General features: G+C 72.9%; 19 protein-coding genes. 13 read left to right on the top strand and 6 right to left on the bottom strand.

The window, feature by feature from the left end:
* Nucleotides 1–83: 83 nt before the first annotated feature.
* Together AC5PYY_RS02970 and AC5PYY_RS02965 are read right to left on the bottom strand one after the other, a co-directional pair.
* Complete coding sequence (locus AC5PYY_RS02970) at nt 84–752, bottom strand: hypothetical protein (RefSeq protein ID WP_493898320.1); 669 nt, start codon at nt 750–752, stop codon at nt 84–86.
* Entirely contained in the window at nt 752–1,276 is a 525-nt protein-coding gene (locus AC5PYY_RS02965) for a hypothetical protein (RefSeq protein WP_493898319.1), read from the bottom strand. Before AC5PYY_RS02965 ends, AC5PYY_RS02970 begins: the two co-directional genes overlap by 1 nt.
* 90 nt (nt 1,277–1,366) lie before the next feature.
* Here AC5PYY_RS02965 and AC5PYY_RS02960 point away from each other — a divergent pair, with 90 nt between their 5' ends.
* The gene (locus AC5PYY_RS02960) at nt 1,367–2,425 is read left to right on the top strand and encodes a LysR family transcriptional regulator (RefSeq protein WP_493898318.1); all 1,059 of its coding nucleotides are present in this window, start codon (nt 1,367–1,369) and stop codon (nt 2,423–2,425) included.
* A 264-nt stretch (nt 2,426–2,689) separates the two neighbouring features.
* Here AC5PYY_RS02960 and ilvA read toward each other — a convergent pair whose 3' ends face one another.
* On the bottom strand, nt 2,690–3,970 hold the full coding sequence (gene ilvA, locus AC5PYY_RS02955) for a threonine ammonia-lyase IlvA (protein ID WP_493898317.1): 1,281 nt from the start codon (nt 3,968–3,970) through the stop codon (nt 2,690–2,692).
* A gap of 245 nt (nt 3,971–4,215) precedes the next feature.
* Nucleotides 4,216–5,235: a 6-phosphofructokinase gene (locus tag AC5PYY_RS02950; protein ID WP_493898316.1), complete on the bottom strand. Its 1,020-nt coding sequence runs from the start codon at nt 5,233–5,235 to the stop codon at nt 4,216–4,218.
* 225 nt (nt 5,236–5,460) lie between these two features.
* Here AC5PYY_RS02950 and AC5PYY_RS02945 point away from each other — a divergent pair, with 225 nt between their 5' ends.
* Together AC5PYY_RS02945 and AC5PYY_RS02940 are read left to right on the top strand one after the other, a co-directional pair.
* The gene (locus tag AC5PYY_RS02945; RefSeq protein WP_493898315.1) at nt 5,461–6,072 is read left to right on the top strand and encodes a biotin transporter BioY; all 612 of its coding nucleotides are present in this window, start codon (nt 5,461–5,463) and stop codon (nt 6,070–6,072) included.
* A gap of 63 nt (nt 6,073–6,135) precedes the next feature.
* A complete protein-coding gene (locus AC5PYY_RS02940) occupies nt 6,136–6,849 on the top strand; it encodes a hypothetical protein (RefSeq protein ID WP_493898314.1) in 714 nt (237 codons plus the stop codon).
* Between the two features lie 65 nt (nt 6,850–6,914).
* On the opposite strand, the gene AC5PYY_RS02935 is transcribed toward AC5PYY_RS02940, so the two are convergent.
* Complete coding sequence (locus AC5PYY_RS02935; protein ID WP_493898313.1) at nt 6,915–7,916, bottom strand: hypothetical protein; 1,002 nt, start codon at nt 7,914–7,916, stop codon at nt 6,915–6,917.
* Between the two features lie 344 nt (nt 7,917–8,260).
* Between AC5PYY_RS02935 and AC5PYY_RS02930 the strand changes: the two genes are divergently transcribed.
* The 10 genes from AC5PYY_RS02930 to AC5PYY_RS02885 all read left to right on the top strand — a co-directional run bounded on the left by AC5PYY_RS02930 (nt 8,261) and on the right by AC5PYY_RS02885 (nt 20,363).
* A complete protein-coding gene (locus AC5PYY_RS02930) occupies nt 8,261–9,103 on the top strand; it encodes a hypothetical protein (protein ID WP_493898312.1) in 843 nt (280 codons plus the stop codon).
* Complete coding sequence (locus AC5PYY_RS02925) at nt 9,097–9,366, top strand: hypothetical protein (RefSeq protein ID WP_493898311.1); 270 nt, start codon at nt 9,097–9,099, stop codon at nt 9,364–9,366. Before AC5PYY_RS02930 ends, AC5PYY_RS02925 begins: the two co-directional genes overlap by 7 nt.
* Nucleotides 9,363–11,282 (top strand): cation:proton antiporter, encoded by a 1,920-nt coding sequence (locus AC5PYY_RS02920; RefSeq protein WP_493898310.1) that lies wholly within the window; start codon nt 9,363–9,365, stop codon nt 11,280–11,282. The genes AC5PYY_RS02925 and AC5PYY_RS02920 overlap by 4 nt, the downstream gene beginning before the upstream one ends.
* A 240-nt stretch (nt 11,283–11,522) precedes the next feature.
* Entirely contained in the window at nt 11,523–12,092 is a 570-nt protein-coding gene (locus tag AC5PYY_RS02915) for a hypothetical protein (RefSeq protein WP_493898309.1), read from the top strand.
* Nucleotides 12,093–12,116: 24 nt separating this feature from the next.
* Nucleotides 12,117–12,698, top strand: a complete 582-nt coding sequence (locus tag AC5PYY_RS02910; protein WP_493898308.1) for a class F sortase — start codon at nt 12,117–12,119, stop codon at nt 12,696–12,698.
* A 168-nt stretch (nt 12,699–12,866) separates the two neighbouring features.
* Nucleotides 12,867–14,057 (top strand): MFS transporter, encoded by a 1,191-nt coding sequence (locus AC5PYY_RS02905; RefSeq protein ID WP_493898307.1) that lies wholly within the window; start codon nt 12,867–12,869, stop codon nt 14,055–14,057.
* Nucleotides 14,058–14,127: 70 nt separating this feature from the next.
* Complete coding sequence (locus AC5PYY_RS02900) at nt 14,128–15,492, top strand: glucose-6-phosphate dehydrogenase (protein WP_493898306.1); 1,365 nt, start codon at nt 14,128–14,130, stop codon at nt 15,490–15,492.
* A gap of 125 nt (nt 15,493–15,617) precedes the next feature.
* Entirely contained in the window at nt 15,618–17,210 is a 1,593-nt protein-coding gene (locus tag AC5PYY_RS02895; protein ID WP_493898305.1) for a phenylacetate--CoA ligase family protein, read from the top strand.
* Nucleotides 17,210–17,563, top strand: a complete 354-nt coding sequence (locus AC5PYY_RS02890; protein ID WP_493898304.1) for a hypothetical protein — start codon at nt 17,210–17,212, stop codon at nt 17,561–17,563. Before AC5PYY_RS02895 ends, AC5PYY_RS02890 begins: the two co-directional genes overlap by 1 nt.
* Complete coding sequence (locus AC5PYY_RS02885; protein WP_493898303.1) at nt 17,550–20,363, top strand: hypothetical protein; 2,814 nt, start codon at nt 17,550–17,552, stop codon at nt 20,361–20,363. Before AC5PYY_RS02890 ends, AC5PYY_RS02885 begins: the two co-directional genes overlap by 14 nt.
* 119 nt (nt 20,364–20,482) lie before the next feature.
* Here AC5PYY_RS02885 and AC5PYY_RS02880 read toward each other — a convergent pair whose 3' ends face one another.
* Nucleotides 20,483–23,782 carry an efflux RND transporter permease subunit gene (locus AC5PYY_RS02880; RefSeq protein ID WP_493898302.1) on the bottom strand — a complete coding sequence of 1,100 codons (3,300 nt, stop codon included), beginning with the start codon at nt 23,780–23,782 and terminating at the stop codon, nt 20,483–20,485.
* Nucleotides 23,783–23,843: the final 61 nt, after the last annotated feature.

The raw sequence follows: 23,843 nt of genomic DNA, 5'->3' as shown, positions 1-23,843 counted from the left end.
TATGTCACCGAGCCCGTCGATCGGGGAATGGCCGGAGCGTGCGGCCGATCAGGCGCGGGGAGGCCCGTGGCGACGAGCGGCGGCTACGGCGGAGTGCTCAGGAGGCGACCGACCCAGCCACCGGTCAGGGCGAGGACCTGCACCAGACCCCAGGTGCTCACCGCCAGCAGCATCGGGCTGGCCGGCGGAGGCGCGCCCAGCGTGATGCCGACGTGGAAGGCGAGGACCGCCGCTGCCCACCCCGGCACCGCCAGCCACCCGATCGGACCGCGGGGTGCGGCGCGCAGGCCGACGGCAGTCAGGCCCGCGACCAGGATCCCCGCGTCCAGCACCCATGAGCCCGCGACCGTGGCTCCGAGGCCGAGACCGAGGCCGAGACCGATCTCGCCGAGCGGGCCGAGCAGTGGCAGGGCGGGCTCGACGACGGCGTCGAGCAGCCAGTGCGACAGCACGAGCAGCGCGACGAGACCACTCGCCGGGCGGGCCCACGCCAACCACCGGTGCGCGGCTGCTGCGGCCACCAGGGCGAGCACGAGCGTGCCGAGCAGCGAGTGGCTCAACGGCACCCAGGCCGGGTCCACGGCGGACGGTCCGGTGCTGTCCGGATCGATCGAGAAGCGCTCGATGCCGAAGATCAGCAGCCCCGCCTGCACCGCGTCGGGCAGCTGCGCCGCGAGCACCAAGGGGCCGAGGGGCAGCTCGGGCCGCCACGCCTTGCCCAGGAGCGCGGCGCCGACGTGGCCGGCCAGCATCAGGAATGCCGTCCCGGCACGACCTCACGCCTGCGTGCCCGGGCGTCTGCGGGACCGCGGCGCCCGGCTTCGTCCCCGCTGCGGCGGCGAGCGGCTTCGTCCCCGCTGCGGCGGCGAGCGGCCCAGAGCCGCACCTCGAACACGCAGGTCAGCAGCAGCACGCCGACGAGGCACAGCAGCCAGGCGAACCAGAACCACCCGATCGGCTCGGGGTAGAGCCCGATGATGTCCCGCGGTGGCTCCACGGCGTGCGGCCCGAAGTGCAGCGCCGCGACGAAGAGCGCGCCGTTGCCCGACAGCAGGGCCCAGGTGCCGGGCCCGATGAACCGCCGTTGGTAGAGCAGCACGGCCAGCGCCAGCGTCGGGTAGACGCCCAGGCTGAGGGTGAAGGCGTTGACGTCGTCGGTGAGAGGCCAGCCGACATGGTTGCCCCGGATGAGGTGGTCCACGTGGTGCCCGAGGGACAAGAGCGTGGCCAGCGCGGTGAGGAGCAGGACGCGGCGGCGTGCGAGCGGATCTTCCATGTCGACACGGTGCGGCCGGCGGCGGCCACGCGTCCAACAGCATCCGGTGGTGCGTTGACAACCGACGGTTGTCGGTGCAGCGTGACCGGTATGCCGCCCGGACCGGACCCCGACCACGTGGGCGCCGCCCCCGGCGCCGGTCGCGCGCCGGCGGATCTCGACACCGTGCTCTTGCGCACATGGCTCGCGGTGGCGCAGGAGGGGCACGTCGGTCGGGCCGCGGCACAGCTGGGGGTGAGCCAGCAGGCTGTCTCCAAGCGGTTGGCCCGGCTGGACGCGGTGCTGGGTGCCCCGACGTTCCGGCGGGCGGGGCAGGGCATCGCGGCGACCCGCCTCACTGACGAGCTGCTCCCGCAGGCGCGCGGAGCACTGGAGGCCGTCGACGCCCTCCTGCGGCAGGCGCACCCGGCGCACCGGCCCGTGCGCCTCGATGTGCTCGGCGAGCACCTCTCGCTGCTGCGCTTCGTCATCGAGGAGGCGAGCGCTGTCGGGGCGTCGCGGGTCGAGGTGACCATGCGCGAGGAAGCCAGGAGTCTGGCCGAGGTGCTGCGGTCGGCGGGGGCCGACGTGGGCTTCGGCCGGGCCGGCGCCGTCGTCGCGGAGGCGTCGCGGACGGCGGACTCGTCCGTCGTGCCGGTCGACGCGGAGACGTGGCCAGCGGACCTCGAGCGCGGCACCCCCGTCCTGGAGCCGATCTGCGCGCTGGTCGGGCCGGCGCATCCGTGGGCGGACGGCGCGCCCCGGGCACTGCGGGAGCTGGCGGGTCAGGATGTGTGGTTCCCGACCACCGGTGCGCCGCGGGAGTGGATCGATCTCCTGGACGAGCTGGCCGACGACCTCGGGCTGGAGATCGACACCGCCGGCTCGACGATGGGCTTCGCGCACTTCGCGGCGCAGCTCAGCGACGGTCGGCCGCTCGTGACCTTTCTCGGCGCTGCGATGACCGCTCCGCCGCCGACCGTGGTCGTCCCGCTGCTCGACCCGGTGCCGGTGTTCCCCTGGACCCCGGTATGGCGCGCCGGCGCCCCGGCCGTCGTGCGCCAGCTGGCGGTGGCGGTCATCGCCCGCGCTCGCGCCGCGGTGCCCGAGCCGCATACCGACGAGGCGTGGCTGCCCGCGGTCGACCGTGCCCTCCTGCCGGACACCTGACCTCACCTCCACCGGACGCCGCGAATGGGCGCTCCCGCTGTCGGGAACCCTGGCGAGGCCGCGGGACAAGGATCGCTCCCGACGGCGCGCCGGTCTCGAGCGGCTCAGTCGTCCACGTGCGCGATTGAGCCGCTCAGGTCGGCCGCGTCGCCAGGACGGATCGCGGCGGCGGACTCCCTGGGCGGACCAGGCTTCCGGAGTGAGCAGACGAGGCTGCCGGAGTGGTCAGAGGAGGCTGCCGGATCGAGCAGACGAGGCTGCCGGTCAGAGGATGAACCGGAAGAGCGGGCTGTCCGGCTGGATCGGCTCGATCTGCATGCTCGAGGCGTGCATACGCTCCAGCAGGGGCTGCAGGTCGTCGGTCGACCCGAGCTCGATGCCGACCAACGCGGGGCCGGTCTCACGGTTGTTGCGCTTGGTGTACTCGAACAGCGCGATGTCGTCGTCGGGCCCGAGGACCTCGTTGAGGAACTGCCGCAGCATCCCCGGCTCCTGCGGGAAATCGACGAGGAAGTAGTGCTTGAGCCCTTCGTGGATGAGCGAGCGCTCCATCACCTCGGGGTAGCGCAGCAGGTCGTTGTTGCCCCCCGACACCACCACGACCACGTTGAGCCCGGAGAGGTCGCCGAGGGTGTCGAGCGCGGCCGCGGCCAGCGCCCCGGCCGGCTCGGCGATGATCCCGTCGCTCTGGTAAAGCCGGATCATCTCGGTGCAGATGCGTCCCTCCGGGACCGCGACCAGCTCGGGGGTATGCCGTCGCACCACGCCGAAGGTCGCGCTCCCCACCTTCTGCACCGCGGCGCCGTCGACGAAGCGGTCGATCTCCTCCAGCGCCACCGGCTCCCCGGCCTGGGTCGCGGCGATCATGCTGGCCGCGCCGGCGGGCTCGACACCGACGATCCGCACGTCGGGGTGCCGCTCGCCGAACCACGTGAGGCACCCGGCCAGCAGCCCGCCGCCGCCGACCGGCACCACGACGACGTCAGGCACCACCGGCAGGTCCTCGCTGATCTCCTTGGCGATGGTGCCCTGCCCGGCGATGGTGTGCGGGTGGTCGAAGGGCGGGACCAAGGTGGCGCCGGTGCGCTCCACGTCGGCGAGCGCGGCGGCGGCCGCCTCGTCGTAGGTCCGGCCGCCCACGACGGCCTCGACCCAGTCGCCGCCGATGGCCGCGACCCGGTCGCGCTTCTGCCGTGGAGTGTTGGCGGGCAGGTAGATCCGCGCGTTGACGCCGAGCGTCGCGCAGGCGTGCGCCACCCCCTGGGCGTGATTGCCGGCACTGGCGCACACGACGCCCGCCCAGATCTGCTCGCTGTCGAGCTGCGCGATGAGGTTGGCTGCCCCGCGCCCCTTGTAGGAGCGGACCGGCTGCAGGTCCTCCCGCTTGAGCCAGACCCGGCCACCCGTGACATCGGAGAGCCGCAGGCTGGGCTCCAGGGGGGTGCGGGTCACCCGCCCCGCGATCCGCTCGGCCGCCGCGTCGATGTCCGCCGCAGCGGGCAGCGGCAGATCGGTGAGCGTGCTCGAGTCCTCGGGTGACGACATACCGCCGATCCTAGGAGAGGGACCTGACGCAACGTCATGCGCGCCCGGGACGGACCGGCCGCGCGAGATGCCGCGACCGGCCGCTCGAGATGCGGTGACTGGCCGCGCGAGATGCGGTGACTGGCCGCGCGAGATGCTGCGGGCAGAGCAAACCGTGCGGCCAGTCACGACATACCGTGCGGCCAGTCACGACAAACCGTGCGGCCAGTCACGACATACCGCGCGGCCAGTCGAGAGGTGAAGGGTCAGCCGAAGAGGATCGCGGCCTCGTCCCACTGGTCGCGGGGCACGCTCTTGAGCGCGCTGGTGGCGTCCTTGAGGTTGACGTTGACGATGTCCATGCCGGAGAGCGCGACCATGGTGCCCCACTTCTTCTCGCTCGCCGAGTCGATCGCGGCGGTGCCGAACCGGCTGGCCAGGACCCGGTCGTAGGAGCTGGGCACGCCGCCGCGCTGCAGGTGACCCAAGGTGGTGTTGCGAGTCTCCAGCCCGGTGCGCTCCTCGAGCATCCGGGTCACGGCCTCGCCGATCCCGCCGAGAAGCGGCCGCCCGAAGCCGTCCACCCGGTCGCTCTCGATCTGGTCGGCCCCGGAGAACGTGAAGCCCTCGGCCACCACGACCGTCGGCGCGCGACCGCGGTCCATGGCGTGCTGCACCCACTCGCACAGCTGGTCCGGCGTCACCGGCACCTCGGGGATGAGGATGGCGTGCGCGCCGCTGGCGATCCCGGCGTGGAGCGCGATCCACCCGACGTGCCGCCCCATGACCTCGACGACCATGCACCGGCTGTGCGCCTCACCGGTGGTGCGGAGTCGGTCGATCGACTCGGTCGCGATGGAGACCGCGGTGTCGAAGCCGAAGGTCCGGTCGGTGGCGGAGAGATCGTTGTCGATCGTCTTGGGCACGCCGATGATGTTGATCCCGTCGTCGTGCAGCATGCGCGCGACGGTGAGCGTGCCCTCGCCGCCGATGGTGATGAGCGCGTCGATCTCGTGCTTGCCCATCACCTCCTTGACCCGCTCGCTGCCGCCGTGCCTCATCGCGCTGGTGCGCGAGGTGCCGAGGATGGTGCCGCCGACCTTCGACAGGCCGCGGACCTTCTGCCGCGGCAGCGGCACGATGTCGTCCTCGACCAGGCCTCGGAAGCCGTCCTTGATGCCCACGAACTCGTGCTCGTAGATCCGGTCGCCCTTGAGCACCACGCCGCGGATCACGGCGTTGAGGCCCGGGCAGTCGCCGCCGGCGGTGAGCAGACCGATCTTCATGCATCCATCCTTCACAGGGCTGTCAGGGTTCTTAGGGCTTTTCACGGCCCGACAGACGAGCGCGCCGGTCACCTTGTGCTGTGTGACCGGCGCCGTTGCTCACCCCAGGGTATGCCGAGCGGTCCCCGACGTGCCAGTCCCGCCGGTGCGCGACGTGGTCGGGTGACGTGGGGTCACCTCACACGTGACCGGTGCGTATCTCCGGACTGTGGCATTCTGAGCGCCATGTCGACCGCTGCCGCTCACCCGCGTACTCCCTCGCTCGTGCTCGCCGACCGGGTGCTCCCGCGCCGCGGCGTCCTCACCGACATCGGCCTGGTGGCCGGGGGTGTGGTCGTGGTCTCGCTGCTCGCCCTCGTCGAGTTCCGCATCGGGCCGGTCCCGATCACCGGGCAGACGCTGGGCGTCATGCTCGTCGGCGGGGCGCTCGGCATGCGGCGCGGGGCCGCGGCGCTCGTGACCTACCTGCTGGCCGGCCTGGCCGGCGCGCCGATCTTCGCGGGGGGCGCGGGGGGCCCGGCCTACGTGCTCGCCCCGTCCTTCGGCTTCATCATCGGCTTCATCCTCGCCGCGGCCGTCGCCGGCTGGGCCGCCGAGCGTGCCTGGGACCGCCACGTGGGGCTGGCCATGGTCGGTTTCCTCCTCGCCACCGCCGCGCCGTTCCTCGTGGGCGTGCCCTACATGGCCAACCAGCTCGGCATGACCGACCCGGCCGTCATCGCCGCGGCCGGCATCACGCCCTTCATCGTCCCGGGCATCATCAAGGCCGGCATCGCCGCCGCCGTCTTCCCGCTGGCCTGGTCGATCGTGCGGCGTCTCGACGCCGGGCGCGACTGACGCACAGCGCGGCACCACCTCGCGCACAGGAGACGCATAGCTAGGGTCCGTAGACCTGGGTGCATGGACACGACCACCTCGGCCCGGCATCTCCTCTTCCGCTCCCGGGCGCCGTCCGAACCCCGGTCGGCGCTGCGCCTACCCGTGGTCGTCATCCCCGTGCACCAGCCGCAGGAGGCGCTCGCCGATCTGGTGCGCGAGCTGCGGCGGCGCTCACCCGAGATCCCGGTCGTCGTGGTCGACGACGGCTCGGGCGGCGGCGTCGGTGGCAGGTATGCCGTCATCCTCGACCGCGTCCGCCGTCTCGGGGCCGAGATGCTCCGGCACCAGGTCAGCCGGGGCCGGGGACAGGCGCTCAGGACCGGTCTCGCCCACGTCGCCGCGCATCACCCGGGGCACCCGGTCGTCTGCGTATACCTGGCCGGTCAGCCGCTCGTCCGGGACATCCTCACCATCGGTGCCGCCGTGGCCGAGCAGCACGGTGGGCCAGAGATCGTGCTGGGCGGCCCGTCGCGAGGTGAGCCGGGGGCGCTCCGGGCCGGTGCCCAGAGCCAGGTCGTGGCCTATCCGGCGGAGCTGGTCGGGTGGTTGCTGCAGATCAGGGGCAGCCGGGCCAGCTGGGAGCGACGGGTCCTGCGGAAGGCCCGCTCCCAGGGAGTGGCCGTGCGACAGGTGCCTCTCGCGCCGATCCCGCCCAGCGGGCCGGTGCCCCGGCGCAGCGGGGTGACGACTCAGGACAGCGGGCTGACGCCCCGGCGCAGCGGGGTGATGACCTAGGACAGCGGGCTGAGGGCCCGGCGCGCCGGGGTGACGTCGGACGCCCGGGGTGGGCGGCAGGCCCGTCAGGTGTCCTCGGCCTCCTTGAGGCTGGCCCTCGCGCCGTCGCGCCGGGCCCGGGCCTGAGCCAGCGCCTCCTCAGCCTCCTCCACCTCGTCGCGGGCCGCCTGCTCTGTGGACTCGGCTGCCGCGGCGTGCTTCTCGGCCTGCATGAGCAGGCGGCGAGCCTGCTCGACGCCGGACGCGGCGACGCGCCGCTGCTCCTCCGCCACGCCCATCGCGTCGGCGGCCGCCCTGCGCCGGTCGCGGGCCGCGGTCACGACGGCCTCGGATGCCTCCAGGTCGGCCCGCAGCGTGGCCAGGTCGTGAGCGCTTCCCGACGCGCGGTGGCGATCCTGCTTGTGCTCGCCTTCGCCAGCGTGCCCACCGCTGTGCGTCCCGTCACGGGCCGAGTCTCCGGCTGTGCCCGACGCGCCGTCGGGCGAGGGCGGTGCGGACTCGACGTCGGGCGCGTCGGTCCCCTGCCCACCGCCGTCGATCCGGGTCAGGACGACGCCGGTGCTCGTCCGGGCCACCGCGTCGGCGATGTCGACCTCGCCGAAGCCGCTGTAGGACAGGGAGCGGGTGAGTGCGCCGCTCAGCACCACCTTGGTGGCCTCGGCGTCGGCGAGGGCGGCGACCGCGGTGTCCCGGACCTCGCTCTCGACGCTGGCCGTGAGCGAGGACGCGGCGTGGGTGCGCGCGGCCTCGGCCCACGCAGCGAGCAGCGCGTCACGGTCGCCCCGCAGGGCGGCGAGGCCGGCCGCGTCCAGGGCCGACTGGGCGTGCCGCAGCCGGGTGCCGACGTCGCGCAGCTGACCCGCGACCGGGTCGTCGGCCCGGACGAGGGCGTTGATCGCGGCGGCCGACACGCTCGGTTTCCGCAGGGCGGCGACCTCCGTGGCGACATCCTTGCGGCCCTCCGAGCGCAGCCGCGCGACCCACTCCTTGCGGGTGGCGATGAAGTCCGCCGGCGGCGCGGCATACAGGGCAGAGACCGCGGCGCGCAACGCCTGACCGTCGCTCACCTCGGAATCCTCGCGTGCGCCCACGCCGGTCAGGCTAGCGGCGCCGATCGGCTCGAGCGTTCACGTGAACGCTGCGGCCGGTCAGGTCGGGCGCGTCGTCGGCTCGAGCGTTCACGTGAACGCTGCGGCCGATCTGGTCGGGCGTGTCGGTGACTCCCATCGCGCACAGGTATGCCGCCGCGTCCCCACAGGCATCCCCGTCGCCCGTCTGCCCGTCGCCCGTGTCGGCGACTCCCACCGCGCACAGGTATGCCGCCGGGTCGCGCGACCGTTGCCCCGAGTCGCCGGCCGCGCCGGTCCCGTCCGCGCTAGTCTCCCGCCGCGCTCCGCGTAGGCTCGCCCGGGTGAGCCAGACCCGCGTCGTGCCGTTGTGGGCACTCGGCGTGCCGCTCGACGTGCGGGTCGGCGGGGAGGGGGCCGCGGCGCAGGCCCTGGCGGAGGGCATTCGCCGCCGCTGGCACCTGTGCCTGCGCGACGGCGCGGAGGTCGAGACCACCCCGGTGCGTGTCGTGGACGTCGCGCTGCGTGAGTCGGACTCGCCTGCCGCCAGGCCCAGCTCGCCCAGGGGCGCCAGCGTGGTGGAGGACTCCGACGAGCGGCGGCTGCTGCAGCGCCTGACCCAGTCGGTGACCCATGCCCTCATCGAGGCCCGCACCGGCGACCTGCTCATGCTGCACGCCGCCGCCGTCGCCGACCCGACCACCGGCGCGAGCGCCGTCTTCGTGGCTCCGGGCAACACCGGCAAGACCACGCTGTGCCGCACGCTGGCGCCGGGCCGCGGCTACCTCACCGACGAGACCGTGGGGATCCGGCGCGACGGAGGCATCGACGCCTACCCCAAGCCGTTGTCGCTGCGCCGCGAGGACTGGCTGGGGGTCAAGGACGAGACCGCCCCGGCCGACGTCGGCCTGGCCGCCGCCACGGCCGCCCCCTGGGTGGCCGGGCTGGTCCTCCTGCAGCGCGACGCCGCGCACGAGGGGCCGCCGGAGGTCGACGAGCTGGATCTGCTCGACGCCGTCCTGGCGCTGACGCCGGAGTCGTCGGGCTTCATGGGCACCGACGGGCCCCTGCGCTGGGTCGCCGAGGTCCTCGACCGGACCGGCCCCGCACGGCGCCTGAGGTATGCCGAGGTCTCGGACCTCGAGCCGCTCACCGCCGAGATCCTGGCGCGGAGCTCCCCGTGGTAACCGGGGTGCGCTCCGTGCCGGCCCACGACGAGCTGCACCACGAGGGCGAGTCGTTGGTGCTCATGGACGGCGAGGTGCGCCGCGTCTCGCCCATCGGCACCACCATCCGGGTGCTCGCCGCCGACGGCATCGCGGTCGAGGACCTGGCGCGGGCGCTCGAGGAGGAATACGGCATACCTCCCGAGGGTGAGGTGCTGGAGCTCACGCGACGCGCCGTCTCTGACTTGCTGGAGGCAGGGTTGCTGGCAGACTGGCGCCGGTGACCCCGGCTCCGTATCTCGCCCTGGTGCTCGGGGTCGCGATCCTCTGCCAGCTCATCGCCTACCGCCTGCGGATCCCCTCGATCCTGCTGCTGCTCGTCGTTGGCTTCGGGCTGGGGCAGCTGGTCTCCCCGGAGCAGGTGCTGGGGCGGGACCTGCTCTTCGCCGGGGTCAACCTGTCTGTGGGCATCATCCTCTTCGAGGGGTCGCTGTCCCTGCGCTTCCGCGAGCTGCGCGGCCTGAGCAACGCGGTGGTGCGGCTCTGCACGCTCACGGTCCTGCTGGCGTGGGCGCTGACGACGGCTGCGGGCATCATCTCCGGCGTCGCCTGGCAGCTCGCGCTGCTCATCGGAGCGGTGCTCGTGGTGACCGGTCCGACCGTCATCGCGCCGATCATCCGGCAGCTGCGGCCGACCCGACGGGTGTCCTCGATGCTGCGCTGGGAGGGCATCGTCGTCGACCCCATCGGCGCGATCCTGGCGGTCCTCGTCTTTCAGGCGATCATCGTCGGCGGCCCGGACGGTGCCCTCGCGACCGCCGCCCTCACGCTCGGTCGGACGGTGCTCATCGCGACCGTCCTCACCCTGGTCTTCGGGGTGCTGCTCGAGGTGGCGATGCGGCGGCACATCATCCCGGACTTCCTCGAGGGTGTCGCCTTCCTGGCGGTCGCCGTCGGTGCGCTGGTGATCTCCAACGAGCTCCAGCCGGAGAGCGGCCTGCTCACGGTGACCATGCTCGGCATCTATCTCGCGAACCGGCCCGGGCTGCGGCTGGAGCACGTGCGCGAGTTCAAGGAGCACCTCCAGGTGCTCATCGTGGGTGCGCTCTTCGTGCTGCTCGCCGGGCGGGTCACCCCGCAGGAGCTGGTGGACGTCGCACCGATCGCCGTGATCTTCGTGCTGCTCCTGCTGCTGGTCGTGCGCCCGGCGTCGGTGGCGCTCGGCCTGCTCGGCACCGAGGCGACGCGGGAGGAGCGGACGCTGCTGGCCTTCATGGCGCCGCGGGGCATCGTCGCCGCCGCGGTGACCAGCATCTTCGCCCTGGAGATCGAGCACGCCGCCCAGGAGGCCCGGCACGAGGCGGCGGTGGGGAGCCCCGACCCGCAGGAGGCGTTGGCGCTGGAGGCAGCCGCCGGCCGGCTGGAACAGCTCGTGGTCGAGTCGGCCGACCTGGTGCCGCTCGTCTTCGTGGCGATCGTGGTGACGGTGGCGGTCTACGGGCTCGGCGTGGGGCGGCTGGCCGAGCGGCTCGGTCTGGCCACGACCACCCCCAACGGCGTCCTCTTCGCCGGCGCCCCGGTGTGGGCGAGGCAGGCGGCCGGGGTGCTCCAGGAGCTCAAGGTACCGACGCTGCTCGTCTCGCTGGCCCCAGGGGAGGTGGCCCAGGCGAAGATGTCCGGGCTGCGGGTCGAGCGCACGCACATCCTCTCGGAGTATGCCGTGGAGGACATGGAGCTCGCCGGTCTCGGCTCCCTCGTGGCGGCGACGCACGACGACGACACCAACTCCACGGCGGCGCGGGAGTTCGGCCACGCGCTCGGGCAGTCCAACACCTATCAGCTGCGCCGGCAGGGCGAGCCGCTCCCGAAGCGGGCTCGCCCCAAGGAGGAGCAGAGCGGCTCCGGGGGGCGTTCCTCCTCCGAGGCCACGGCCAAGCAGCAGACCGCGAGCAAGCTCACCGCACGGGTCGCCTTCAACCCGCCGATGTCGGCGCCGGAGCTCGATGCCGCCACCCGCGAGGGGATGCAGGTGCGACGGACCAAGCTCACCGACCAGCACACCCTCGACGACTTCCGCGAGCGGGAGCCCGACGCGGTCCTCATGTTTCTCGTGCAGGAGGGCGTGGCGCACGTCATCACCCCCACCTCGCACGTGCCCCAGGAGGGCGCCACGATCGTGGCGCTCGTCCGCGGGCGCTGACCCACGGCATACCCCGAATTCGACCACGGGAGGTGGTGCCATGGTGCGACAACCCGTGGTCGAAAGCTCGGTCAGCTGCCGACACGCCGCCGGAGCGCCCCGGCGGAGCACCTCCACGACGCTATGGTGCGAAAGCGCCTGATGTGACACATGTGATGTGTGTGACTCAAGGGAACCGGAACGGACCGACGACCAGGGGCGCCGCGGGCAGGGGCCCCGGCGCAGAGAAAGGAACTGCAGATGCGCACCATGACTCTGCGTGCAGCCACGGTCGGAGCCGCTCTCGTGCTGCTCACCGCGCCCGCGCACGCCAACGAGACCGCGGACGACGGCGCCGAGGACTGCGACGTCATGACGATGCCCGAGGGGACGCTGGCCACCTACCTCGTCGAGGAGGTCCACGCGCCCTACCTCGAGGAGGGCAACGAGTGGAGCTCGCTCACGCTCACCACCGAGGAGGGTGACACCGAGATCGAGGAGCCGGGCTACGGCAGCGTCGACGAGGCCTACTCGCCCACGGACGGCGGCGTCATCGAGGAGATCACGCTCTGCCAGGCCGACCCGGACGCCACCGGCGGTGCCGACGAGGAGTCGGACGAGGCGGAGGCGACCGAGGCGCCGGTCGAGGACGACAGCGACCACGATGACGACGGCGACGACGACAGCGCTGGCCCGGCGGTCGAGACCGACGGCCCGCTGAGCGCCTCCGGCCCCAGCGCGGGCCTCATCGGTGGCGGCGTGCTCGCCGCCGCAGGGCTGGGCCTGGTGGGCTACGCGACGCTGCGGCGTCGCGACGGCCACGCCGGCTGACCCACCCCAGCTTCTCTGACCGCGATGAGCACCCGTCTGCTCGTGCCCACCGGGCTGCTCGTGGCCACGCTCGGCGTGAGCGCGCTCGCCGTGCAGGCCGTGAGCGCGATCGAGGGCACCTCGGGCCGACCGGTCACGGCCGAGGGCGAGGACGCCCCGGCCTGGGTGAGCGTCGAGGCGGCCGGGCTGGACGAGGAGCCGATCACGCCCGAGGGCATGACGCCGCAGGGCACGATCAACCCCGACCAGGGCGAGGCGATCTGGTATGTCGGTTCTGACCGGGTCGTCCCCGGTCAGGTCGGCACCGCGGTCATCGCGGCGCACGTCACCTACTACGACGAGCCGGACGTGTTCTACGACCTCGGCGAGGTGACCGAGGGCGACCTCGTCACCATCGGCTACGGCAACGGCGACACCCGGGAGTTCGTGGTCACCTCGACCCAGCAGGTGTCGAAGGAGGGGCTCACCACGAGCGAGGCGGTCTGGGGCGACCAGACCGACGTCGCCCGGGTCGCGCTCATCACCTGCGACCCGTCGCTGGGCGCCCGCAGCGACGGGTCCCAGAAGGCCAACTTCGTCGCGGTGGCCGAGGCGCTCGCGCCATGAGCCGGGGGTTGGGCGAGGCGTAGACTGGAGGCACCGGGACCGTCGCCAACGGCGCACGAGCGCCCGGATCCCACCGTCGTGCCCCCTCCACCGAGGTTGTCCTTGTCGACCCTGCCCACGATCGATCGCCCCGAGGCATCCAGCCCTGCGCCGCGCCCCGGCCCTCCCGTGAAGCTCTCCTTCGCCGCCCTCATCCTCGGTGGCGTCGGGATCGGCGTCGCCGAGTTCGTCACCATGGGTGTGCTGCCGCAGATCTCCGAAGGCCTGGGCGTCTCGATCCCGACCGCGGGCCACGCCATCTCCGCGTATGCCCTCGGCGTGGTCGTCGGCGCTCCGCTCGCGGCGGTCGTGGCCTCGCGGGCGCCGCGGCGGCTCATGCTCGTGCTCTTCATGCTGCTCTTCACCGTGGGCAACGCGGCCGCCGCGCTGGCTCCCACCCTGGAGGTGCTCGTCGTGGCCCGCTTCGTCGCGGGGCTGCCGCACGCCGGCTTCTTCGGGCTCGCGGCGCTCGTGGCGATCGCGCTGTCCCCACCGGGGCGTGGCGGCCGGGCCGTCGGCACCGTCATGCTCGGCATCCCCATCGCCCTGCTGCTGGGGGTCCCGCTCGGCACCTGGGCCGGGCAGGCCTTCGGCTGGCGGGTCGCCTACTGGGCCGTCGCGGTCATCGGGCTGCTCACCGCGATCCTCGTCCGGCTCTGGGTGCCCAGCACCCCGCGCGACCGCTCCGCCTCCCTGCGGGCCGAGCTGCGGGCCTTCACGAGCGCGCAGTTCTGGCTCACCCTGGGCATCGGCGCGATCGGCTTCGGCGGCATGTTCGCCACCTACTCCTACATCGCGCCCACGGTCACGGACGTCACAGGTATGCCGCAGAGCTGGGTGCCCGTCTTCCTGCTCGTCTACGGCGTCGTGTCGCTCGTCGGCACGTGGTTGGGCGGGCGGCTCGGTGACTGGTCGGTCCTGCGCACCCTGGTCATCATGGGGGTCGCCTCGGCGGGGTCGCTGCTCGCCTTCGCCTGGACCTCCCAGTGGTTGGTCCCGGCGCTGCTCACCCTGGCCGTCATCGGCCTGTCCAGCTCGGCCTGGGTGATCGGCCTGCAGCTGCGGCTGATGCAGGTGGCCGGCCCGGCCAAGACCCTCGGCGCGGCCATGAACCACGCCTCCCTCAACGCCGCCAACGCCCTCGGGGCCTGGGCCGGCGGCCTGGTCATCGCCCTGGGCTACGGCTACCGCGCCCCTGCCCTCGTCGGCGCCGCCCTCTCGCTGGGTGGCCTCGTCCTCCTCGGCATCTCGCTGCTGGTGCACCGGCGGACCGCCCCCCGGGCGGACGCCCGGGTCGACACCGCCGCACCGACCACCTGACAGACTGAGGCGCGGTGGGACCCGACCGCCGTGCCCGCGCACGGCATACCTGATCTGTGAGAGGACCGGCATGGCCGACGACACGACCACCCTGCTCATCCTCGGCGCCTCCGGCGACCTGACCCGGCGGCTGCTGCTGCCTGGGCTCGGGACGCTGCTGCGCGAGGAGCCCGGGCGCACGGTGCGGGTGATGGGCGCGGACCGGGTGGAGCTGAGCCAGGACGAATGGCAGGCCAAGGTGCGCGACAGCCTGGCGGAGGCGGAGGTGCCCGAGGAGGTCGCCCGCGGTGTCGTCGAGGCGTCGACGTACCACCAGGCGGACCTGCTGGAGAAGGACCAGCTGGAGGACCTGCTGGCCGAGACGGGCACGCCGCTGGCGTTCTACTTCGCCCTCCCGCCCGCCGTGACGGTCAAGGTCTGCGTGCTGCTGGAGGAGCTGCGGGTGCCCGACGGGACCCGGCTGGCGCTGGAGAAGCCCTTCGGCGACAGCCTCGAGTCGGCGCAGGAGCTCAACCGCCAGCTGCTGCGAGTGGTGCCGGAGGGCAGCATCTTCCGGATCGACCACTTCCTGGGGCTGAGCACGATCCTCAACCTCATCGGGCTGCGCTTCGCCAACCGGCTGCTGCAGCCGATCTGGACGGCCGAGCACATCGAGCGGGTCGAGATCTCCTACGACGAGACGCTGGCGCTGGAGGGGCGAGCCGGGTACTACGACCATGCCGGCGCGCTCATGGACATGATCCAGAGCCACCTGCTGGAGATCCTCGCGTTCTTCGCCATGGAGGCCCCGGCGACGATGGCGCCGGAGGAGATCCGCGGGCTCAAGGCGCAGGCGCTGCGGGCGGTCCAGCCCTGGGGCCACGACCCCGCCGGGGCCTCACGGCGGGCCCGCTACACCGCGGGCGAGCTGGACGGCCGGCAGGTCCCTGACTATGCCTCCGAGGAGGGGGTCGACGCCTCGCGGGAGACCGAGACGCTGGCCCAGCTCACGGTGCAGCTGGACAACGCGCGCTGGGCGGGGGTGCCCTTCGTGCTCCGCTCCGGCAAGGCCCTGGGCGAGGCGTCCAAGAAGGTCGTCGTCACCTTCAAGGAGCCCGCGCACACCCCGACCGGTCTGACCCCGGCCGCGGGGCCGGACCGGCTGGTCCTCGACCTCAAGCCGGGGCGCGTCGCGCTGGACCTGTCGATGAACGCCGAGGGCGACCCCTTCGACCTGGAGCAGAAGGAGCTCACCGCCGAGCTGGGCAAGTCGCGGATGCTGCCCTACGGGGAGATCCTCGGCGCCATCCTCGACGGCAACCCGCTGCTGACGATCCGTGGCGACGAGGCCGAGGAGCTGTGGCGCATCGTGGAGCCGGTCTACGACGCCTGGCAGGCGGGCGAGGTGCCGTTGGAGGAGTATGCCGCCGGCTCGGCCGGTCCTGACGGCTGGTGAGCGTGGTCCGAGCCTCGTCCAACCTGAGCAAGCTCGGTGGGCGTCCGGGCGGCTCGACCGAGCCCGCCGCCTGATCGTCGCCCGCCGTCCCGTCGCCCCGGGCGCGCTGCCGCTAGAGTCCGGGCATGGGATGGCGGGATGTCGGGGAGACGATCTGGGTGAGCCGGCCGTTGACGGCCGCGCGACGGGGGGCGCTGCGGGCGGGGACGACGGCCCTCACGACGACCTACAGCCTCTACAAGGTGCATCCCGCGACCTGGCGCTACACGGCGACGCACTACCAGCCGTGGATGGGTGACTTCGCCCGGCTGCACGCCTGGATGACCTGCCAGCTGGGCTCGCTGCACGTCCCGGCATACCGCCAGCACCTCGACGAGCACGACTGGCGCTTCCGCTGGTGGGACCTCACCAACTACCCGCCCACCGACAAGGCGTCCTACGTCCAGCGGTATGACGAAGCCTCCCGCACGCGCACCGGTCGCCTCGAGCTGCGCGGGACGCTGGTGGACGAGAGCTCGGGCAGCTCCGGCACGCCCTTCAACTGGGTGCGGGGGCGGGACGAGCTCGCCGACATCCACCGCAACGTCGCCGGCTTCACGGCGCTCATGATGAAGGACGAGGAGCGGCTCTTCGTCATCAACGCCTACTCCATGGGCGCCTGGGCCACGGGCACCAACACCGGCATCGCGATGGCCAAGATCGCCATGGTGAAGAACACCGGGCCCGACCTGGACAAGATCGTCGACACGCTGCGCCACTTCGGCCCGGAGTTCACCTACCTGGTCGCGGCCTACCCGCCCTTCCTCAAGGACCTGCGCGACCGGCTCGATGCCGAGGGCTGGGACTGGTCGGCCTGGCGCATGCACGGGCTGGTCGGTGGCGAGGGGATGACCGAGGCGCTGCGTGACTACTGCGAGGAGCGCTTCCTCACCGTGCGCTCGGGCTACGGCGCCTCCGACCTCACCATCGGGATCGGCGGCGAGACCGACCTCACGGTCTGGCTGCGCCGGGCGCTGCTCTCCGACCACGACCTGCGCGAGGCCGTGCTCGGGCCGGGGGAGACCCGGACGCCGATGATCTTTCAGTACAACCCGCTCGAGACCTACCTCGAGACCACCGAGGACGGGCAGCTGCTGTGCACCCTCACGTCCACGGCAGTGCTCTCGCCCAAACTGCGCTACAACATCGGTGACGAGGCGCGGCTCATGGACTGGCACGACCTGGCGGCGGTGCTGCGCAGCCAGCCGCAGTGGCAGGCCCCGGCGCGGGAGGCCTTCGAGCGGCAGGGCATGAAGCTGCCGCTGCTGCTCCTCTTCGGCCGTGCCGACGCGACGATCTCCTTCATGGGCGCCAACATCTATCCCCAGGACGTCGAGAACGGCCTCTACACCGACCCCCGCCGGGCGGCCCAGATCGCCTCCTTCACCCTCACCCTCGAGGACGTCGCGGGCGACGCGACCGCCCAGCAGCCGACGATCCACCTGGAGCTGCGCGACGACGTGGAGCTCGACGAGGGCGAGCGGGCCGCGCTCGCCGCGGACGTGCGCACCGGGGTCGTCGACTACCTCGCCCGCACCAGCCGCGACTTCGCCCAGTCGCTGGAGGAGAGCGACCGCAGCGACGACATCGAGGTGCGGGTCCACGACGCGGGCACCGGGCCGTTCGCGGGGCTGCCGGACAAGCTGAAGCGGGTCTACCTGTCCCGGCAGGACGGCTGATGCAGCAGGCGGGCGCCGTCTTCGTGGGGGCGACGCGCTATGCCTCGCCCGTGGCCTGGGCGCGGCTCGGGCCGCGCTGGCGGCGGATGGTGGCGCAGATGCGCCGGATGCCGGGGTATGTCCACCACCAGGTCTACTACGACCCGCCGTTCACCCTGGGCACGATCGGCTACTTCGCGACCCGCGACGACCTCCTGCGCTTCGCCCGCAGCGGAGAGCACCGCGAGCTCATGCAGTGGGTCACCGACGGCACCGACAACGCCACCGGGGGCTACATCCGGGTCTACGAGCTCAGCGGCGGGGACGGGGCCGACCCTCAGGGCGCCGAGCCGGAGCACGATGCGCACGCGTGACTTCAGCGCCGCGCCCCCGCTGGCGCAGGCGGCGGTGATGCTCACGGTGGAGCCCGGTGCGGGGCGCAGGGCCGGGGCCGGGTGGCTGAGCGCGGTCGCACGGGCGCTGTCGGGGGCGGGCGCGGTGCGACGGGAGTGGCTGCGCGCCGGAGTGCGCAGGGCCGGGGTCGTGGCCTGGTATGCCGATCCCGCCAGCGCCGAGGCGGCGCTTCGGGCGGTGCGGGTCGTCGTCGGGGAGGGCATGTGCACCGCGCAGGTCCACCACGCCCACCCGGACGGTTACAGCAACGGGGTGTGGCGGGCCGAGGACGGCCAGATGCGTCACATCGAGCGGTTCACGCCGGTGGGTCGGGAGAAGCAGGGGCCGACGGTGGTGCGTCGGGCGAGGACGGGGGATACGTCGCTCGCCGTCTCGACCCCGAACTCGGCCTCGGGTGATGCCGCGGTGGCCTCCCAGCGGCTTCGTGCCGAGGAAGGCGTGCCACCCTTCCGGGTGCAGCCGGTCCGCACCCGGGCCGACCTGCGCGACTTCCTGCGGGTGCCGCCCTGGGGCACGCCTCGGCCGACCCACGGCGTGCCCCTGTGGCACAGCACCGTGCGCTCCTGGTGGACCGGCCGCGGCCCGCACCGCGCCCACGGCGCGGTGGAGCTCCTCCTCGTGCGCGACCCGTGGGACCACGTCGCCGGCCGGACCACACTGCATACCGATCGCAGGATGGACGCGAAGCTGGGGGAGCCGACCCTGCTCATGGGGGCCACCGAGTTCGCCGGGACGCCCGCGCTCGCGGCGCTGGTGGAGCACGCCGAGGCCACGGCCAGGCAGCGGGGGCGCACCCGGCTGCTCGGGCCGGTGTCGCTGCTGCCCAACCAGGTCGGCGGCGTGGTCACGTCGGGGTGGGAGCACCCGGGCTTCCTGGACGGGCCGTGGAATCCGAGCTACTACCCGAAGGACTGGGAGGCGCTGGGCTTCGAGCGGATCTGGGAGGGAGCCACCTGGATCTGCCGCGACGTGGGGCGGCTCGATGCCCACGACACCTTTCCGGGCGCGACGCTGCCGGAGGGGATGCGGCTGCGCAGGGGCGACCGGCGACGGCTCGACGAGCAGCTCCCGATCCTGCGCGAGATGCTCAACGCCGCCTTCGCCGAGCTGGGCTACTACACACCGATCGAAGCCGACGAGCTCGCGGCCGCGACGGACGGGCTGGCGCACCTGCTCGACGAGGAGCTGCTGCTGTGGGTGGAGCAGGACGGACGGCCGCTCGCCTTCGTGCTCGTCGTGCCCGACCTCACCGACTTCGTCCGCTCGACCGGAGGGCGGCTGGGGCCGGTCGAGATGGCGCGGCTGCTGCTGACCAAAGATCGCTACCGGCGGGACGCGGTGCTCATCATCAAAGGCACCGTGCCGGACGCGCGGGGGCAGGGGCTCATGACCCACCTGTCGCGCGAGCTGCTGCACGGGCTGCAGCACGGCGGCTACCGCGACCTGCGGGTGACCTTCATCGAGGACGGCAACGCCGGGTCGCAGGCGCAGTTCGTCGCGATGGGAGGTATGCCGCTGCACGGCACCTGCTTCTACACGAAGGCGGTGCAGATCCCGGGGCTCGCCAACATTGAGGCGGCGGGGAGCGAGGGTGCGGACGAGGCTGCCGGACTGCACACACCAGGCTCTCGGTCCGAGGGGGAGGCTTCTGGATCGGGCAGACCAGGCTCGCGGTCGGTGGTGGAGTCTGAGTCGCCGGCAGCGCGGCTGCTGGCCCGGGCAGCGGACTGGGGACGGGCCCCGAGCGCGCACAACACCCAGCCGTGGGACGTGCGGGCGCTCGACGGGCAGACCCTGGCGCTGGGCTGGCACGAAGACCGCGCGCTGCCCGTGGCCGACCCGACCCGGCGTGACCTGCTGCTCTCGCTCGGCGCGGTGGCGTTGAGCCTGCAGGTGGTCGCAGCCGATCTCGGGCTCCGGGCCGAGGTGGATTGGGCGGTGGGCGCGGCGACGCGACAGGCCGCCACCCTGCGGCTCACAGCTCGAGCCTCAGCGCAGGAAGCTGTGGCTGACGCGGACCGGGGCCGGGAGCCCGGTGGCGCGAATCCCGACAGGGTGCCACCGGCTGCGCGCGACGAGGACACGTCCTGGCGGGTCGAGGAGCTACGGAGTCGGGCCACGGTGCGCGCCTCCTTCCCCGAGCACCCGGATCACGAGGAGGTGGCGGCGCTGGTGGAGGTCGCCGGGCTGCCCTCAGGCATCGACCTCGTGCCCCTGCCCGACGACCTCGTCGACGAGCTGCTGCCGGAGGCCACTGCACACGCACTCTCCGGGGAGGTCGGTGCCGAGCTGGCGGGGTGGCTACGACTACGGCGATCACACCCGCGGCACGATCTCGACGGCCTGAGCGCCGCCGCGCTCGAGCTCTCGGCGTTCGAGGCGCGGGCGCTGGGCCTGCTCACCGGCACGCGGCTGGGGCAGGCTGCCCTCGGGCGGACCGGGTTGGACCGGCTCGTGGCGCGGCTGAGCCAGACGAGCCCACGAGGCACCGTGGTCGCGCTCGCCGCCCCGCCGAGTCTCCCGCCGGAGCAGCTGGGCGACCTGGGCGGTCACCTGCTCGCGGCCTGGCTGGCAGGGGAGCGGCGCCGCTGGTCAGCCCATCCGCTGAGCGAGCTCATCGACGAGCCGGGCGCCGCCGCGGCCCTGAACGCGCACGTCACCGACCGCCTCGGCCGCCCGAGCCAGGCCTACGCGGTCTGGCGCTGGGGTCGACCGGCGAGCGGCGCTGCATACCCCAGGAGTCCCCGGCTCACCGACTGACCGGGCGGGCGCCGAGCCCACCCGATGAGGATCGGTGCAGGTGGACCGATCCTCCCCGCGCCAGGGCCGGTTCTCGTCGAGGACGGGTGCGGCTGCACCGATCCTCCCCGGTGTGCCGGTCAGGTGGACGCGGGCTCCGGCTCCGGCTCTGCCTGAGACTCGCCCGACTCCCGGCGGCGGGTCACCCAGGCGGCACCGCGCTCGACCAGCTCGTAGAGCACCGGCACCAGGATGAGCGTCAGCGCGGTCGAGCTGATGAGCCCGCCGATGACGACGATGGCCAACGGCTGGGAGATGAAGGCACCGCCACCGGTGATCGCGAACGCCATCGGCGTCAGCGCCAGGATCGTCGCCAGCGCGGTCATGACGATCGGGCGGAACCGGTGCCTCGACCCCTCGATCACGGCGCGGGTGCGGTCCAGGCCCTTGGCGCGATACTGGTTGACCAGGTCGATGAGCACGATCGCGTTGGTCACGACGATGCCGATGAGCATGAGCAGACCGACCATCGAGGCGATGTCGAGCGGGGTGTCGGTGAGCAGCAGCAGCCCGATCGAGCCGGTCGCCGCGAAGGGCACCGACACGAGCAGGATGAGCGGCTGCACCAGCGAGTTGAAGGTCGCCACCATGACGAGATAGACGATCGCGATCGCGGCGAGCAGCGCCAGGCCGAGCGCGGTGAAGGCCTCCTCCTGGTCGGCGCTCACGCCACCGAGGGTGACCTGCACGCCCTCCGGCGTCTCCAGGTCGTCGAGCCGCTGCTGCAGGTCGGCGGTGAGCGCGCCCAGGTCGTCGCTCGTCGAGCGGCCGGTGACCGTCGCCGCGCGCAGCCCGTCCACCCGCGTGACGCTGACCGCCTCGTCGACCGTGCGGAGCTCGGCGACGTCGCCCAGGGTGACCGCGTCGCCGTCGGTGCCGCTGCCCACCTCCAGCTGGCCCAGCTCGTCGACGTCGGTCGCCTCGCCGTCGCGCACGACGACGTCCACGCGACTCGCGTCGATCTCCACCTGTCCCACGGTGGCGCCGTCGGTGGCTGCCTGCACGACCTGGCCCAGCTGGGCCTCGGCGAGCCCGGCGGCCGCGGCCGCCTCGCGGTCGACCTCGACCTGCAGCGCGGGCACGGTGTCGGTGAGGTTGTTGGAGACGTCGAGGGCGCCGGCGTCCTCCATGAGCGCCGCGACGTCCTCGGCCGCCACGCGCAGCTCCTCGAGGTCCTGCCCCTGCACCTGCACCTCGAGCCCGGCCGCGGAGGGGCCGCCCTGCTGGCCTGCTTGAGCCGTAAACGTCCCGCCCTCGGGCAGGTCGTCCTCGAAGGCCTCGGTGAGCTCGTCGCCGAAGGTCTCGCCGTCGACCCCCTCGGCCAGGGTCAGCGCGAAGGTCGCGGTGTTGGTGCCGCTGCCGAGGAAGACCGCCTCGATGCCGCCGGGGCTGCCGGCCGTCATCTGGTAGGTCTCCACGTCATCCCGCTCGGCGAGCCACGCCTCGACCTCTTCCGCCTGCGCGTCGGTGTCGGCCAGCGTCGTGCCGGTCGGCATGGTGAGCGTGGCCTGCAGCGAGTTCTCGCCCGAGCTGCCGATGAAGTCGGTCTTGAGCAGGGTCGCCGCGTAGCCCGTGCCCCCGAGGAGCGCGACCGCGAGCACGATGGTGAGCCAGGGGCGGGCCAGCGCGGTCCGCAGCACGGGCAGGTAGGCCCGCTGCATCCGGTCGGGATCGTCCGAGTGCTCGTCGACCGTCTGCGGTGCCTCCGGCTCGTGCTTGCCCCCACCGCCGCGGCGCCCGAGGAACCAGAAACCCAGCACCGGGATGATGGTGAGCGCCACGAGCAGCGAGGCCAGCATCGCCAGGGCCACCGTCACGGCGAAGGGCCGGAAGAGCTCGCCCACCTGCCCGCCGACGAAGCCCAGCGGGAGGAAGACGGCCACCGTCGCGACGGTCGCAGAGGTGATGGCGCCCGCGACCTCCTTGGTGGCCTCGACGACGGCGCTGCGCCGGTCGTCACCGCGGGCGACGTGGCGCTTGATGTTCTCGATGACGACGATCGAGTCGTCGACGACGCGACCGACGGAGATGGTGAGGGCCCCGAGGGTGAGGATGTTGAGGCTGTAGTCGGACACCTGCAGCCCGACCAGCGCGATGAGCAGCGACAGCGGGATCGACACCGCGGTCACGAGCGTGAGTCGGATCGAGAGCAGGAAGAGCAGCACGACCAGGATGGCGAAGCCGAGGCCGAGCACCCCCTCGGTCGCGAGGTCCTCGATCGACTTCTCGATGAAGGGTGCCCCGTCGAAGACCGTGACCAGCTCGCCGCCGTCGAGCGCCGTCGTGATCTCCTCGGTCAGAGCCTCGAGCTCCTGGCTGATCTCCACCGCGTTGCCGTCGGGGGTCTTCGTGATCGCGAGCCCGACGCTGGGCTCACCGTTGGTCCGGGTGTATGCCGTCGCCTCCCGCTCCTCCAGGGTCACGGTGGCGACGTCGGAGAGGAGGGGGATGTCGACCTCACCGGCCTGCTCGGCGGCCGCCTGGGCCTGCTCGGAGGCACCGGCCGCTGCGGCGGCTGCGGCCGCGAGCTCGGGGTCGTCGGGTGCGGCAGCCGCGGCCTCGGCCGCCTCGTCGGCGGCCTGCTGTGCTTCCTGCGCCTGGGCCCGGGTCTGCGCCGCGCCCTGCTGGGCCGCGATCGCCTGCTGGCCCAGCATGGGCAGGGCGGCGATCTGCTCGGCCGAGGTCAGCCGGGAGCCGACCTGGACGGGCAGCTCCGTCTCGCCGTCGAGCACGGAGCCCCCGGGCAGCACCACGCCGTTGGCCTGCAGCACCTGGGTGACCGTGGACAGCGAGACGCCCGCGTCGGCCGCCTCCTCCTCGTCGAGGTCGACCGTGACGACGCGGTCGGCGACCCCCGAGAGGGTCACGGCGCGGACGCCGTCGATGTCCTCGATGTCGGGGATGACCACCCGCTCCAACCGGGCGACGAGGTCCTGCGCGTCGTCCCCGCCGCTGGCGGCGAGCTGGATGATCGGGAAGTCGTCGAGGTTGCCGGCGAAGATCTGCGGGTTGGCCGAGTCCGGGAGGTTCGGCAGCGACAGGACTGCCCGCTGCAGATCGGTCTGAGCCGAGCCCATGTCGGTGCCGTAGTCGAGCTCGATGATGACCGAGGAGAAGCCGTCGGTGCTCGTCGAGGACACCTCGACCACGTTGTTGAGCCCCTGGGCGGCCACCTCGACCGGCTCGGTCACCTGCTCCTCGATGACCGAGGTGCTCGAGCCCGGCGTGCTCGTCGCGACCACGAGCACGGGGAACTGCAGCGACGGGAAGAGCTCGCGCGGCAGGCTCCCCGCCGACCACAGTCCCGCGACGATGCTGAAGAGGGTGGCCAGGGCCACGAGCGCCCGGTTGCGGACGCTGAACACGGTGAGACGTGACATAGGATGCCTAGCCTAAGGCGAACCATTAGCCTCGACCGAATCGCCCGTCACCCACGACCCG

The sequence above is a fragment of the Serinicoccus sp. JS2-9 genome (genome assembly GCF_059025165.1).
The sequence above is the reverse complement of the archived record's forward strand: the minus strand, read 5'-3'. Positions and strand labels throughout refer to the sequence as shown.